The organism is Xanthomonas sp. WHRI 1810A, assembly GCF_040202885.1.
Classification (GTDB): Bacteria; Pseudomonadota; Gammaproteobacteria; order Pseudomonadales; family Pseudomonadaceae; genus Aquipseudomonas.
In genome coordinates, this window is the sequence record NZ_JBEGED010000017.1 from 15,689 (window position 1) to 30,808 (window position 15,120).

At 60.2% G+C, this 15,120-nt stretch carries 13 protein-coding genes; 2 read left to right on the plus strand and 11 right to left on the minus strand.

The annotated features are described in order from the left end of the window. Positions 1 to 105 precede the first annotated feature (105 nt). Positions 106 to 1,227 carry a DUF1624 domain-containing protein gene (locus ABQX22_RS21670; RefSeq protein WP_349802005.1) on the plus strand — a complete coding sequence of 374 codons (1,122 nt, stop codon included), beginning with the start codon at positions 106 to 108 and terminating at the stop codon, positions 1,225 to 1,227. 83 nt (positions 1,228 to 1,310) lie between these two features. Then, positions 1,311 to 2,654: an OprD family porin gene (locus ABQX22_RS21675; RefSeq protein WP_349801916.1), complete on the plus strand. Its 1,344-nt coding sequence runs from the start codon at positions 1,311 to 1,313 to the stop codon at positions 2,652 to 2,654. Between the two features lie 36 nt (positions 2,655 to 2,690). Here the strand turns inward: ABQX22_RS21675 and ABQX22_RS21680 are convergent, their stop codons facing one another. From ABQX22_RS21680 to ABQX22_RS21730, 11 genes are all read right to left on the minus strand, one after another. Further along, positions 2,691 to 3,821 carry a mechanosensitive ion channel family protein gene (locus ABQX22_RS21680; protein ID WP_349801917.1) on the minus strand — a complete coding sequence of 377 codons (1,131 nt, stop codon included), beginning with the start codon at positions 3,819 to 3,821 and terminating at the stop codon, positions 2,691 to 2,693. Positions 3,822 to 3,928: 107 nt separating this feature from the next. Continuing rightward, positions 3,929 to 4,615 (minus strand): adenylyl-sulfate kinase, encoded by a 687-nt coding sequence (gene cysC / locus ABQX22_RS21685; RefSeq protein WP_349801918.1) that lies wholly within the window; start codon positions 4,613 to 4,615, stop codon positions 3,929 to 3,931. Then, positions 4,581 to 5,276 (minus strand): sulfotransferase family 2 domain-containing protein, encoded by a 696-nt coding sequence (locus ABQX22_RS21690; protein ID WP_349801919.1) that lies wholly within the window; start codon positions 5,274 to 5,276, stop codon positions 4,581 to 4,583. Before ABQX22_RS21690 ends, cysC begins: the two co-directional genes overlap by 35 nt. Before the next feature lie 328 nt (positions 5,277 to 5,604). Further along, a complete protein-coding gene (locus tag ABQX22_RS21695) occupies positions 5,605 to 7,545 on the minus strand; it encodes a type VI secretion system Vgr family protein (protein ID WP_349801920.1) in 1,941 nt (646 codons plus the stop codon). A 22-nt stretch (positions 7,546 to 7,567) separates the two neighbouring features. Next, complete coding sequence (tssH, locus tag ABQX22_RS21700; protein WP_349801921.1) at positions 7,568 to 10,252, minus strand: type VI secretion system ATPase TssH; 2,685 nt, start codon at positions 10,250 to 10,252, stop codon at positions 7,568 to 7,570. Next, the gene (gene tssG / locus ABQX22_RS21705) at positions 10,245 to 11,270 is read right to left on the minus strand and encodes a type VI secretion system baseplate subunit TssG (RefSeq protein ID WP_349801922.1); all 1,026 of its coding nucleotides are present in this window, start codon (positions 11,268 to 11,270) and stop codon (positions 10,245 to 10,247) included. The genes tssH and tssG overlap by 8 nt, the downstream gene beginning before the upstream one ends. Further along, the gene (tssF, locus tag ABQX22_RS21710) at positions 11,267 to 13,126 is read right to left on the minus strand and encodes a type VI secretion system baseplate subunit TssF (protein ID WP_349801923.1); all 1,860 of its coding nucleotides are present in this window, start codon (positions 13,124 to 13,126) and stop codon (positions 11,267 to 11,269) included. The genes tssG and tssF overlap by 4 nt, the downstream gene beginning before the upstream one ends. Then, positions 13,123 to 13,596 (minus strand): type VI secretion system baseplate subunit TssE, encoded by a 474-nt coding sequence (tssE, locus tag ABQX22_RS21715; protein ID WP_349801924.1) that lies wholly within the window; start codon positions 13,594 to 13,596, stop codon positions 13,123 to 13,125. Before tssE ends, tssF begins: the two co-directional genes overlap by 4 nt. Before the next feature lie 35 nt (positions 13,597 to 13,631). Next, complete coding sequence (locus ABQX22_RS21720) at positions 13,632 to 14,069, minus strand: hypothetical protein (protein ID WP_349801925.1); 438 nt, start codon at positions 14,067 to 14,069, stop codon at positions 13,632 to 13,634. After that, positions 14,069 to 14,512, minus strand: coding sequence for a T6SS effector amidase Tae4 family protein (locus tag ABQX22_RS21725; RefSeq protein WP_349801926.1), 444 nt, complete (start codon positions 14,510 to 14,512; stop codon positions 14,069 to 14,071). Before ABQX22_RS21725 ends, ABQX22_RS21720 begins: the two co-directional genes overlap by 1 nt. 70 nt (positions 14,513 to 14,582) lie before the next feature. Further along, positions 14,583 to 15,071, minus strand: a complete 489-nt coding sequence (locus tag ABQX22_RS21730) for an Hcp family type VI secretion system effector (RefSeq protein WP_349801927.1) — start codon at positions 15,069 to 15,071, stop codon at positions 14,583 to 14,585. Between the last annotated feature and the right edge of the window lie 49 nt (positions 15,072 to 15,120).

Here is a 15,120-nt window from a genome sequence, read left to right on the forward strand (position 1 = left end):
TCAATATCCTGAGTAACCGAGATGCCCCACACTTCTGAAATGACAGCGCGGGCGGATGCTGCTGCCCGCGTGCGGGCCTCTGCGTCCGTTGTCACCAACACCCGCATGCTGGCCATCGACGCCCTGCGCGGCTTCGTGATGGTGTGGATGCTGGTAGACCATGTGCGCGAGACCTTCCTGCTGCATCGGCAGGTCACCGACCCCATCGACGCCTTGAGCGTCACGCCTGATCTGTTCTTCACTCGCCTGCTCAGCGAAATCTGCGCGCCGGTGTTCATCTTTCTCACCGGTCTGTCGGCGTATCTCTACAGCCAGAAACACACGCTGAACGAAACCTCGGTGTTCCTGCTCAAGCGCGGCGTGTTTCTCGTGCTGCTGGAACTCACCTTCGTGTGCTTCGCCTGGACCGCCGAGTTCCCACCCAAAACCCTGTGGCTGCAAGTGATCTGGTGCATTGGTATCTGCATGATCGTGCTGGCGGGGCTGCTGCATTTCAAACGCGGCTGGCTGATCGTGCTGGGCGTTGCCATTGTTGCCGGGCATAACCTGCTGGACGGCGTGGTGCTCGGGCCTGATTCACCCTTCTTCGTGCCGTGGTCAATCCTGCACCAGCGGGTGTTCATCGACATCACCGAATTCACCCGGGCGCGCACGACCTATCCGGTGCTGCCGTGGATCGGCGTGATTCTGCTGGGCTGGGCGATCGGCCCCTGGTTTGGCAAAGACGTGGACCCGGCTGTCAGGATTTCCCGGCTGCTCAAGTTCGGTGTCGGCTTGCTGGTGGGGTTCGTGTTCATCCGTTACCTGAACGTCTACGGTGAAAAACCGTGGGTGCAGACCGGTGACGCGTTGCGCACGTTCATGAGTTTCATGAGCGCCAAAAAATACCCGCCGTCACTGATGTTCCTCATGCCGACCCTTGGCCTGGGCCTGTTGCTGCTGGCGCTGTTCGAGAAGATGCAGAACCGCTGGTCCACGGCGACGCTGGCCACCTATGGCAGCGCGCCGATGTTTTTCTACTTGCTGCATCTGTACGTGCTCAAAGTCATGTACCTGATTGCGCTGGCGATGTGGGGCGCCAATCAGGGCGCTTATTACGGCTTTGATGGCCTGCCCGGCGTCTGGCTGTTGAGTGCGGTGCTGGTCGTGATCCTGTTCTTCCCGACGCGCTGGTACGCCAACCTCAAGCAGCGTCGCCGCGACATCGTCTGGCTCAAATACCTCTGATCCTCCTCCATGAGCTTGCCTCGGCGGTGCCCCTTTTCGTTGGGCGCCGCTGAGCAGGACGCACGCATTTTCAGGAGCACTCCGTGAAGACCATTTCCATGCACGCCTTCCTGATGGCGCTGGGCGGGCAGTCCCTGCTCGCCTTCGCGTCGGAGCAGGAAAACGCCAAAGGCTTCGTCGAAGATAGTCAGTGGAACGTGCTGAACCGCAGCCTGTATGACCGACGCGACTATAAGCATGGTTCGCTGAGCAACGGCGCGCGTAATGCCTACAAACCCCGTTCCGAGCGCAGTGATCTGGCTGAGGAATGGGCCTATGGCCTGATGGGCGATTTCACCTCCGGCTACACCCAAGGGATGGTCGGCGTTGGTATCGATGCCCACGCCTATATCGGCCGTCAGCTGGACACCGGCGGCGGCCGAGCGGGCAAGGCACGTTTACTGGGCATCGATAACGACGGCCATCCTAAAGACGAGTTCAGCCGTGGAGGCGCGGCGGCGAAGCTGCGGGTTTCGTCCACCGAACTGCGCTACGGCGAACAGCGCGTCAAGACGCCAGTCTTCGGATCGTCCGACAGTCGCTTGCTGCCGGAAACTGCCACGGGCTGGCTGCTGAGCAGTCGGGAAATCCCGGCGACGACCTTGTATGGCGGCCATTTCAACGAGAGCACTGACCGCAACGCCAGCAGCCATGATCGGGGCTTCGTGGTCAATTATTCCAACGGCAAGCAGGGCGACAGTTTCGATCTGGCGGGCGTTCGCACCACGGCCTTCAAAGGGCTGACCGCCAGCCTGTTCAGCGCCGAGTACGAAGACACCTGGCGCCAGCACTACGTGGGCGCGGTTTACACCCAGGTGTTCAACGCGCAACAGGACCTGAGTGTTGATTTGAATCTGTATCGCACGCAGGACACCGGCAAGGCGTTGTCGGGCCAGATCGACAACACCAGCTGGAGTGTGCTGTCGACCTATCGTTACGACGCTCACAGTTTGGGCGTCGGCTATCAGAAGATCGATGGCGACACGCCCTATGACTACGTAACCCGGGGCGCGATCTTTTTGAGCAACGCCGTGGCGCTTTCAGATTTCAACGGACCACAGGAAGCGTCGTGGATGGCCCGCTATGACCTGAACATGGTCACCTACGGTGTGCCGGGGCTGACATTTTCGGCGCTGTACGTGCGCGGCAACGGGATAGACGGCACGCACATGGACCCGCGCGGTGGCTACAGCTGGCTGGGTTATGGCAAGAACGGCAGGCACTGGGAACGTGATCTGCAGGCCAAATACATTGTTCAGTCCGGGCCGGCTAAAAAGCTTGCGGTTACCCTGCGCCACGCCGTGCACCGGGGTAATACGGCGCAGGCCGAACTCGATGCCGATCAACTGCGCCTGGCCATCGAATACCCCTTGGGGGGCAGGCTTTAAAGGCGTTGCGGCGGCGAACCCGTTCGCCGCACGCTCTCAGACCGGGGGCTGGCGGGCGATCTCGGTCGGCGTTTCATGACCGTCGTTCTCGGGCTGAACAGTGCGCGATGACATCTCCGCGCGCAATATCGGCAAGCACTGCGGGAATTGCTTGGCGATGTAAATGATCAGCCGTTCGCGCATGTGGCAACGCGCATCCCAGCTTCGCGACGAGTCTGCCGAACTCAACAGCACCCGCAACTGCATGGCCTTATCGGTGGTGTCGGTGACTTGCAGCACGCACACGCGGCCGTCCCACAAGTGCGGGATGTCTTTGCAGATGCGCTCCGTTTCCTCGCGCAACTCCTCCAGGGGCAGTGCGTAGTCGACCCACAAAAATACTGAGCCAATCAAGCTCGACGTACTGCGGGTCCAGTTCTGGAACGGCTTCTCGATGAAGTATTGCAGCGGGATTACCATCCGCCGCTCATCCCAGATTTTCACCACCACGTACGTCCCGCTGATTTCTTCGATGCGGCCCCATTCACCCTCGACGATCACCACGTCGTCCAGGCGAATCGGCTGGGAAATCGCAATCTGCAAACCGGCGATCAAGTTGCCCAGCACGGGTTTGGCGGCAAAACCGGCTGCCAGTCCGGCCAGGCCCGCAGAGGCCAGCAGGCTGGTGCCGATCTGCCGAACCGGTGGAAAACTCATCAGGATCAAGCCTGTACCAAACAGCAGCACCAGCACATTCAAACAGCGCACCAACACCCGGACCTGGGTCTGGATGCGTCTGGCCTGCAGGTTATCTTCGATGTCCAGCGGGTTACGAATCGCCACCGCTTCGCCAATGGCCTTCACGCAGCGCAGTGCCAGCCAGGTGAAACAGCCCACCACCAACATGCCGTTCACATGCCTGACGGTCTTGATCAGCATCAAGTCGTCGGGCGCTGACGTCCACACAGTCTGTAGTGCCAGCAAGGGGATCAGCCACAGCGTCGGCGGCCCGGCGCGGAGGATCAGTTGCTGGGCAAAAATGAAGGACTTCGAGACGCGCCTGAGCAACGCCAGCGCGATCCAGCGAATCAGCAGCGATAAGCAGATCGCTACCCCGGCCACGATCAGGGTATTGAGCCAGGGCGAAGGTATGGCTTCCAGCCAGGAATCCGGAATTACGTGTTCCATAGGGGATGCTCGCGAGGACGATGGTTCAAAGACATGGGTTGTGAGCCTGCAAACGGCGCAATCGTTCCCGACAGAGCTGCAAACCCCCAGCGTAGACGTGTTTGACCTCAGCGGGCGGGCGATCTCGATGCGGTGAACGGTGGGTAAGCCCCGCCTACCGATCCGGCCTCCAGTTGCATCATCAGCAATTGGTCAATCAGCTCGCGGCTGTCTGCCGCGCAGGTGTCGATCACGAACTCCGGGGCAAGCGGTGCTTCGTAAGGGCTGTCGATCCCGGTGAAATTGCGTATCCGGCCTTCACGCACCGCGCGATACAGTCCTTTGGCGTCGCGGCGCATGCACTCCGACAGCGGCGTGCTTACGTGCACTTCAATGAATTCGCCCACCGCGAAATGCGCTCGGCAGGTGTCGCGATCCGCACGGAACGGCGAGATGGCCGAAACAATCACAATGAGCCCAGCGTCCACCATCAACCTGGCCACCTCGCCGATGCGCCGAACGTTTTCCTTGCGATCCAGATCGCTCATGCCCAGGTCCTGACACAAGCCATTGCGCACGCAGTCGCCGTCGAGCACATAGCTGTGCAGGCCGTGCGCTTGCAGCGTCTGATCCAACGCGTTGCCCAGCGTGGACTTGCCCGCGCCGGACAACCCGGTCAGCCAGATGCAACATGCTCGCTGCTGCTTCATCGCTGCGCGCCGGGCCTGATCGACACTCAAGACAGGCGCGATAATCCGCGGCCGGGGTTCTGGTCTGCGCTCACTCATAAGCGAACAACTCATAGTCGCGGGCATACACGTCACGAATCCGACTGCGCGAAGCGGGCGAACAGTGTGCAGCGGTGTGTTGCGCCGAGGCGGGGGAAGGATTGACGTGTTTAAGGGTTGCATCGATATCCAGACGCTCGCATAGCGCGGCAAAGTCTGTTTTTAAATGCTCCTGGCGGCCGACAAAGTCTAATGCGATCTGGCCCATCGAATTCTGTAGAAACTGGTGCTGGGGTGCAAAATGTATCTGCTTGCAAATATTATCGGCGTGCAACCAGCCATCAATGAACGCATCGAAGCTGGAATAGCCATTCACTAACTCATACGCCGCTCTGTCCCGGGGCTGTGGGTTCTGCAACAAGTACCGATAAGCCGAAAAGGCCCGATGTAACGGATCGCGTACAAACCCGAACTTGAAGTAGGCGTCATAACGCTCTTTGAACTGCTTTTCATACCAATACAACGGCAAGTGCCCCGTGGGCGTGTCACCGAAAATCGACATCGCCACACTGCTGCCCGCGCACTTGGGGACGTGGATGAAAATACACTCGAACTGATCGAAGGCTTCCGGGAAACGGGGCCTGCGGGACAGTGTCTTGTTCACGACCTGACGGTCTACAACAGACAGTCGCTCAATTAAGAGCTCGCGTTGTTGCCTCGGTAGTAACTTCCATAGCAATTGGTTCATCGTGAAGTGGCCTGTAGCGGTGTATGAATCGGGGCGTGAGGCTACAGCGGGAATAACGAAGGCGTGCGGAACTTTGCACATAATTTACCCTCGCTCATCGTTATACAATTTTGTCGTCTTATTGTGTTCGAGTTGTTACTTAGGCTGTAGGTCAATCCGTACAGATTTTGATGCGTTTTCAGTGCTCTCGACCGGACCACCCATGCATGTTCTGCGGTGCGCGGTAATTATCTACTTTGGTATTCAAGAATAATTAAATTATCACTATATTCAAGTTGCCCGCCCTCGTTGAGGCGAACCCAGAGCAAACAGAGGTCCAGCGATCTGATCACTCATGCGCCTTCCCATCAAAAAACGCCTCAACCTGCGCCTCAATCGTCGCTTTAACCCCTTTGCCCCTGGCATCCACTTCCCCCGCAATCTTCCCGTTGATGTTCAACCGATTGCGGGTATCGATTGTTCCGGTATCGCTGGCATACACCTTGAACGACGTCCCCGAAATATTGATCTCGCCGCTGGCGTTGAACTCAAGCACGCTCTTGCCGCACACCAGACGGATTTGTGAGCCGGCTTCGATCAGGTAATTCGCGCTGATGCTGTCGGTTTTGCTGCCGCCCACTTGCAACGTGTCATTGGCCCTGACGGCGCGCGTGCGGTGCCGCCCGACCGTCACCACTTCGTCATTGCCAACGCTGCGACGCCGGTCATGCCCTACGGTGTGAGTTTCGTCCACCTCGACCACAATGTCCTGGTTGCGCTCGGCATGGATGTACAGCTGCTCTTCACCCTTCTTGTCTTCCATGCGGATTTCGTTGAAGTTCGCCGGCGTGCCGCCTTTGCTGGAGCGGCTTTTGGTGCCGCTTTGCGTGGCGTTGGCGGGCAGCGCGTAGGGCACGGTCTGTTCGGCGTTGTAGACGCGACCGGTGATGATCGGCCGATCAGGATCGCCCTCCAGAAAGCTGACGATGACTTCTTGGCCAATACGCGGAATGTGCATCGAACCCCAGTTTTTCCCTGCCCACGCTTGCGACACCCGAATCCAGCACGAGCTGTTTTCGTTCGACTGGTCATGCCGATCCCAAAAGAAGTGCACCTTCACCCGGCCAAACTGATCGGTCCAGATTTCCTCGCCCTGGGGGCCCACCACCCGTGCGGTCTGCGGGCCCTGGACGATGGGGCGGCGGGTGTTGGCTAGCGGGCGAAAGCTTTGCTGCGCGCCGATACACGTCAGCACGCTTTTGAACTGCGCATCTGCCGGGCCGTTACCGCTCTCCAGACTTTCCTGCTGGATGAGGTAGCCCGCCTTGACGATCAGATACTCACGGTTCTGGTCGTCGCGCGGCATGCCCGTGGTGCTGAACACGTGGCCGGCCGCCAGCCCACGCGCATTGCCGCGCAACTCGATACGCTCGTGCAGACTCTGAATGGCCTCCAGACGCGTGCGTGCGTAGTGCTCGCCATCGTGGTTTTGTGTGTACGTGCCGGGGTAATCGAACAACGGATAGTCGCCCGCCATGTGCGCACGCGGGCTTGCCGACCGCACATCGATCCGCGCGCTGGGGCGCTCGAAATCGTAATCGTTGAGTTCCAGGGCGCCTGGCTGAATGACGTGGTCCAGCTGCCAGTCGTTGATGTGATCGCGCTCGCGATGCTGGCCGTCGGGCGGATAGAACGGCACTGACTCATAACCCGGCGCAGGTTGATGCGCGCTGTAGGCATCGGCCATTACCAACACGTGACGACCCGGCTCGTGGCGGAAAAAGTAGTAGATGCCTTCCTGCTCCATCAACCGGCTGACGAAATCGAAGCTGGTTTCACGGTACTGGACGCAATACTCCCATTCCCGATACGGGCGACTGAGCGCCTCTTCGAAGTCGGAAAAACCCAGGTCGCGGAACACCTGACTGATGATCTGCGGGATCGTCTGATGCTGGAAAATCCGGCAGTCGGAGGTCCGCGTCAGCAACCACAACCATGGCTTGAGCGTCACCTCATAACTGGCGAACTGGCCCACATCGACGTTCTGGCTGCACCGGGCAACGATCCCGTGGAAGTGGCGCTGACGGCCCGCCGCCAGCTGCATAGACAGGCTCATCGGCTTGCCCAGCAGTTGATTAAGATCAATCCCATGATCACGGGAGGTCAGCTGCAGCTGGTAATCGAACAGCCGCCCCAGCTCATCATCGCCGCTGAGTTGTTTGAGCAGCAGCACGTCCGCCCCGAGTGGGCTGTTGACCTGCGCCAGGCGATTGGTTTGCTTGAATGGCATGGGTTATTCCGTCAGGTCCTGATTAGGCTTTATCGCTGAAGTGATACGCAAAGGTGCCGTCGCAGCACGATATCCGTACGTCCGCCATGGGCCTGGATTCCAGCATTCGGGTCAGGAACTCGCGGCTCATCGTGGGCAACAAGGTATTGGTCAGCAACGCATCGATTATGCGTCCGCCGCTTTGGGTGTCGGTGCAGCGGGAAACGATCAGTTCAAGCACCTCGTCGTCGTAGTCGAACGTCACGTTGTGCGTGCTCTCGACGCGCTTTTTGATCCGCTCCAGCTGCAGCCCGGTGATGGTCTTGAGCATCGTATCGCTCAGCGGGTAATACGGGATCGTCACCAGCCGGCCAAGCAGCGCCGGCGGGAATACCTCCAGCAGCGGTTCACGCAACCTGCTGGCCAGGTGTTCGGGCGCGGGCATGTCTTGCGGGCTCTGGCAGAGTCGGGAAATCAGCTCGGTGCCAGCGTTGGTCGTCAACACGATAAGCGTGTTTTTAAAATCGATCACCCGACCTTCGCCGTCCTCCATCACGCCCTTGTCGAACACCTGAAAGAACATCTCGTGCACATCCGGGTGGGCCTTCTCGACTTCGTCCAGCAGCACCACACTGTAAGGTTTTCGGCGCACCGCTTCGGTCAGCACGCCGCCTTCGCCGTAGCCGATGTAGCCGGGTGGAGCGCCCTTGAGGGTCGAGACAGTGTGGGCTTCCTGAAACTCGCTCATGTTGATCGTGATGAGGTTCTGTTCGCCGCCATATAAAGCCTCGGCCAGCGCCAATGCCGTTTCAGTCTTGCCCACGCCCGAGGTGCCAGCCAGCAGGAAAACGCCAATGGGTTTGCCCGGATGATCCAGGCCTGCGCGCGAGGTCTGGAGGCGCTTGGCGATCATCTCCAGCGCGTGGTCCTGGCCGATGATGCGTTGCCTGAGTTGCTGATCCAGGTTGAGCACGGTCTGCAGTTCGTTGCGCGCCATGCGGCCCACCGGAATCCCGGTCCAGTCGGCGACCACTGACGCGACTGCCTGATAATCCACGGTAGGGAAGATCAGTGGCGTTTCGCCTTGCAGTGCGACGAGTCGGTTCTGCAGCTCAATCAGCTGCTCGCGCTGTGCCGTTTGCTCGAGTTTGTCCGAAGCATCAACAGGGTCGTTCAGGCGCTTTTCTTTCTGCAGCTCTGCGCGCAGGTGCAGCAGCTGATCGACCAGCGCCTTCTCGTTAGCCCAGCGAATTTCCAGGTGGTCGAGACGTTCGCGCTCGTCCAGCAACAACGGCTCGACCTCCGCTTGCCGACGGCCAACCGGCACGCCGACCGCCTGTTCCCGATTGATGATCTGCAACTCGGTCTCAAGCGCCTGAATACGTCTACGGCTGTCATCGACTTGCGCAGGGACGGCGTGCAGACTGACGGCGACGCGGGCACAGGCGGTGTCCAGCAGGCTGACCGACTTGTCCGGTAGTTGCCGCGCGGGAATGTAGCGGTGTGACAACCTGACCGAGGCTTGCAGGGCTTCGTCGAGGATCAGCACCTGATGGTGCGTTTCCATGGCCGACGCCACACCACGCATCATCAACAGGGCCTTGTCTTCCGACGGCTCGCTGACCTGCACCACCTGAAAGCGGCGAGTCAGGGCGGGGTCTTTTTCGATGTGCTTTTTATATTCCGCCCATGTCGTGGCCGCGACGGTGCGCAATGAGCCGCGTGCCAGCGCGGGCTTGAGCAGATTGGCCGCATCCCCGGTGCCCGCCGCACCACCCGCGCCGATGAGGGTATGGGCCTCGTCAATGAACAGGATGATGGGGGTAGGGGATGCCTGAACGTCTTCGATCACCTGGCGCAGGCGCTGCTCGAACTCGCCCTTCATGCTCGCGCCTGCTTGCAACAGGCCGATGTCCAGGCTGCGCAGTTCGACGTTCTGCAACGCAGGCGGCACGTCCCCGGCCACAATGCGCAGGGCAAAACCCTCGACCACCGCGGTTTTGCCGACACCCGCTTCACCGGTCAGGATCGGGTTGTTTTGCCGACGACGCATCAGGACGTCAATCATCTGCCGGATCTCATCATCGCGACCAAGAATCCGGTCGAACCTGCCGTTGCGCGCCTGCTCGGTCATGTCCACGGTGTAGCGATTGAGCGCTTCCTGTTTGCCCATCGCGCCAGACGCCATGGCTCCGCTGGCTTCGCCGGGTGCTGCGCGGCTGCCGCCCGGATCGCCGCCGCTCAATCCGGTTTCGGGGGAATCGCCCATATGATCGTTGAAGCGTTTGCTCAGGGCGTCGACGTCCACCTTGTCGAACTGCGCAGACAGGCCCAGCAGCGCGCGTCGCAAGGACGGGGTCTTAAGGATGCCGATCAGCAGATAACCGCTGCGTACCTGCGTTTCGCCAAACATCAGGCTGCCGTAGACCCAGCCACGCTCGACTGCTTCTTCAACCTGCGAAGACAGATCGGTGATCGAGATGGAGCCTCTGGGCAGGCGGTCCAGGGCCTCGGTCAGGTCGCGGGCAAGGCGAGACGGCTCCAGGTCGAACGTGCGGATGATCCGGTGCAGGTCCGAGTCCTGCAGTTGCAGCATCTGGTGCAGCCAATGGCACAGTTCCACATACGGATTGCCCTGCAATTTGCAGAACACGGTCGCCGCTTCCATCGCTTTGTAACCGACGCTGTTGAGTTTGCCGAACAGCGTTGCGCGACTGATATCAACCATGTGCTGTGCTCCTTGCTTGTGCTGTTGGAGGTGATGGAGGCGGATGCGCGTGTTGGCGGCTGAGGATCAAATCGTCAGCATCCCGCCTGGGATCACCCAGCCACGTGGTGAAACCCAGGCGCAGTTGGCCGTTGAGGGTGAATGCGGGGACCTCTTGTTGCTGCAGGATCAGGTTCAGGTCCCAGTCCAGTTCGAAGCCGATGTATTCGGCCACCCAGGCTGTCAGATGCTTGAACGATTCGCCGTCGGGCAACATGCCCCTGTATTCATTCAGCGTCAGCGGCCCTAGCCGAACACGAAACGCATGCTGGCGATCCCAGACTTGGCTGCCCAGGCAAAGGTCCACGCCCAATTGATGGGCGCTGACACCCACACGGCTGCGCTCGGGCAACTCAAGCCACTGGCCGATGTATTCCTCAACGGCGACGGGCGCCCCGAAGTAGTCCGACAGGATGGCCTTCAACCCGTCGGGGTAACGGGTCTGTGCTGACAGGTGGCCGCTGAAGTGCAGTTTGGCGACGTCGGGAATCAAGCCTTGATTGAGCAGGCTCGGCATCCCGCGACCGCTGAACGACGCAAGCCTCGCTGCCCAGTAGTCGTCGTCGGGTCGATCATGGCTGACGGTGGGGCGAGCTTCGGCCCATGCGCGGTAGAACAGGCTTAGCAAGCGGTGATGAAACACGTCGAGAAAGCGCTTGCCGGCGTCGTCGCCGTGGTTGCGCTGTCGGTCGCGCAGGAACTCGGTCAGGTGCAGTGGCAGCGGGCCGTTGGGGCCGCCGAGCCCGAAAAAGAACTGGTCCAGGCGTGGCGCTGAGTCGTTTTCCTGCGGGATCAGGGCGGCGAGTGTCGACGGCGCAAACGTGCATTCCAGCTGCTGACCGAGGCGCAATGGATCGTCGCCCAAACGCAGCGAATGACCGATACGGGGCCGGAGCGGCGCGCTGCATTCAATCCGGCGCAGGGCCTGGAAAAAATCGTACGCCCACGGCTGCTCATGCATCTGCTCAAAGGTATTCACAAGGTTGGCCTTCGCCCGGGACTGGCTTTCCAGCGCACGATTTCGCCGCGCTCAACCGTACGGATCACGGTCTCGGTAAAGCTGTTGATGGAGACATAACGCTGCAGGAATCGCTCGAAGACCGCGCCGAGCAGAAACACTCCGGTGCCGCGAAATGCGTTCTCGTCGAATTCCAGTGTGATTTCCAGACCGCGGCCGAACACGATGGGCCCGGGCATCGGTAGCCGGCGGGTGCAGGGCTTGCAGCTGACCTCGCGCAGCCCCTCTATTTGCAGCGCCAGTGCCGGGTCACTGTCGTCGCCGTACAGGCGCAACATTTCACGCAACGCGGCGGCGCCTTGACCCTCCTCACTTAGCGACAAGTAGTTCAGCGACAACTGGCTGATCAGGCGCCAGGCTGTGTGATCGTGGGCATGGCTGGCGCGCGGACGACTCGGCCCGGCTACGCAGCGGATGGCCTGAACAGGTGCGCTGTCGGCCAAGGTGAAATCCGTTGTGCCGCTGCCCGGCTTCATGAACAACGGCAAGTCGCGATTGGTGCACAGCGCATTGACCCCCAGTTGTCGCAGGCCCTGGAGGTAGGGCGCCTGGTGGCTGTCCACCAGGCTGATGAACGTTTCGCTGCCGACGTAGGTCGAGCGTTTACCGCTGCGTCGCTGCTCCGAAGAAAGCACCCGCGGCTGGCGGTGCAGCAGGTAAAACGCGTTTTGCCGGCCGTAGCATGCGGGGTCGCGCACAGCGTAGAACGGCAAAAACGTCTGCGTCGGCCCCGTGCTGTGCCCGGTTACGCCCGAAACGGAGTGAATTTCAAAATCCGTGGGCCGCGTGCGGTCGGCAATGACGTGGTGCTCGTTGACCGCGTCATTGAGATGAATCCGGTCCACGCGCATGGGAAACAGGTTAATGGCCGGGGTGCAGAACGGTAGGAATTGCGCCGCGCTGACACTGTTCTCCAAACTGGAATCAAGGCGATCAAACAGCACCAACAATTCCAGCTCATCGCCAGGGCTTTGTTGCACGGCGCGCGTCAGCCCGGTGAAGTCGATGAACAGGTAGCGTTGCGGCAGCGCGAAATATTCCTGTAGCAGCCGGTACCCCTGAAACGCCTGGGGCACCACGGGCAGCGCGGCCTCGCCATCGTCGAAACCGCAGGGTTTCAGGGCGTCATTCGGCAGGCGTTCGACCCAGTCGCCCGCCGGCTCGCGTGCAAAAACCGCGCAGACATTGCCCCGCAACTGCTCATACAGGCGGAAGGGTTGTTCGTCCGCGCCGTTGAGGTAAAGCGGCAGGTTGTTCAGGTTCAGGCTGTTGATTGACAGGCCCGCGCCCGTACGCAGGGTGATGCGTAATCCGGCCTTGGCGTTGGATTCGCTGGCGGCCAGTCGCCCCAACACGGCGTGAGGGTTGCCGAAGTATTCAGCCCGGCTGACGGTCAATGGCCACAGCGTCACCGCCTGGGTGCTGCGGTATTCGCAACGGGTCATCGAGTCATGACCCTGGCTTGCCCGAAGCGTGCTTGCGCGCGGTAGTGTAAAGCCGCTGCCGAGGGCGCCTTCGTTCAGGTCGGTGTGCAACTGCACCACGGCCATCGAGGGCGTCGGCGCGAGGTAGTGCGGGTAGGCGATTTCCAGCAGGTTGTGTGTGAATGTCGGGTACTCGGCATCCAGCTTGAGCTGCACCCGGGCTGTGAGATACGCGAAGCCCTCCAGCAAGCGCTCGACGTAAGGGTCGGCACAGTCGATGCCGGACAGGGTCAGGCGCCCGGCAATCTTCGGGAATTCCCTGGCAAACTCCGCCGCACTTTCGCGCACGTGTTGCAATTCCTGGTTATACAGCGCCAACAGACGGGGATTCATGCGCGCCTCCGCTGTCCGACGGGGACCACTCGCATATGCCCGGACTCAAGATCAAGCTCGGTGCGCAGCAACAGCGGCAGCGCCACGGGCTGTGCCCACAAGTCTCCCTGAATCTCAAAGCTCAGCGCGTTAACGTTCATGTGATCGGCACGCGCCAACGCTTGGACCCGCAAAGTACCCGGCACAATGCGCGGCTCGTAGGCCGTGATCGCCTGATGAATGAAGCTTTCCAGTGCAGGGACATCGATGTTCGAAATGCAGTGTCCCGCCAGCGCAGGAAGGCCGTAATTGATCACCGACTTGCCCGCCGCGGTATGCCGCGTCGCCTCTGCATCGAGCAAGGATGTGGCGTTGAGCAACCACGTCAGATCGCGGAGCACTGAGGCTTTCAGCTGATTCAGCGAAAGGCCGCGTTTGTCCGGGCCGTCGTGAGGATTGCCCGGATCTTCGTCGGTCAGGCGGTCGAGCAACGAGGGTTGCAGGCGCTCGCGGGAGGACAGGGCGTTCACCAGTCGAATACCCCCATAAACATCTTTTGATCCCAATGACTTGGGCCGCACATTGCAATGTGTTGAGCCTCGGCGGCCTCCAGCTTTTCCTTGTACCAGCGCACCGCCTGCACATCGGTCCGGCAATCACGGCTCGGCGGCGGCAGATGTTCACTGCGCTCGACCATGAGAATGGGGGTCTTCAAATAGGTTTCTACGCGTACGTCCTGACGCCGGTTGACGCTGAACTGGCACGGCCACCGCATATCCAAGACGATGGCGGATGTGTCGGCACGCGCCAGTTTGCACATACCTTGATGATTACTCAGGCTGACTGCACGGCCAGCAAGAATGGTATCGACTGGCGCGCTGAGTTCAGTCTTTTGCTGCGCGGCGCCGGTTGTCATGCTGAGTAGGATCGTCGCTAAAGGCGCCACCAGTACCGAGGCGCGCATCACAAAAGCTCCCAGAACCAAATGACCTTGGCTTGGAAATATTGGCCACTTTTATATTCCCCGCGCTTCCAGAGATCGATGTGATCGCCGGTGGGCCTGTCTTCTGCATCGCCAGGCTGCCGGTAGAAATCCTTAAAGAAAATAATCCCCGTCTTGTTCAGCAGCGTGGCTCGATCAGCTGCACGGTTGGTATAGATCCTTGGCGGTCCCAACTGAGTTTTCTTCCACAGCCAGTTGGCTAGCGATTCCGCCCCTCTGCCGTGACCGTGAGCACAGCGGGGCTCCGAATAAGTCGATGAGTTCACTGGCAGCGTGTGCTCACCGCAAAGAGCGATGCTCAGCCGGATGGCACATTGATTGATCCATGGGCCATCACAAGCGGGTACATCATGCGAATACTGCGGATAGCTATTCCATAGATTGATAAACGAAGGCTTGCGCATACTTCTGGCGTCCTGCATTAGAAGTCCAAATGAGGATGCGCCCGACTCACCACCGGGCGCGTTAGAGAAATCAGCGCTTGGTATTGGTGCGGATGTTCCAGCCGTATTTGATCGGGCCGCCTTCCTTCGTGCCGTCAGCTTTCTGCGGCTGATAGTCGACCATGATCTGGGCGAAGTTGAGGGAGACGTTTTCGGTGAGGCGATCCTGGCTCACCGATCCGCCCGTATCGACGGAGGTGATCAGCACCTCTTCAAGGGTGATGACCACGTATTCGACCTGGCTCTCGCCGCCGGCCTTGCGCACGGTCAGGACGACTTTGTCGATGTGCTTGCCGCTTGAGCAATGCATCATCAGGTTGGGGGTGGCCTTGTCGACATGCTTGGTGAACGACAGGTCACGGATATCGACCTTTCCGGCCCCGCCGCCACCGCCCGCGTGCATGTTCCCGGACTGGGTCATGCCCCAGCTCCAGTTCAATACGTCGATCTCGTCCTTGTGGGCGGTGTCCATGGACTCGCCCTTGATGTCGCCGATCTTGATGAAGATATCAACAGCCATGCTTGCTCCTTATGTGGCCTGCGCCACGAGGTTTTCCAGAACCGCACAT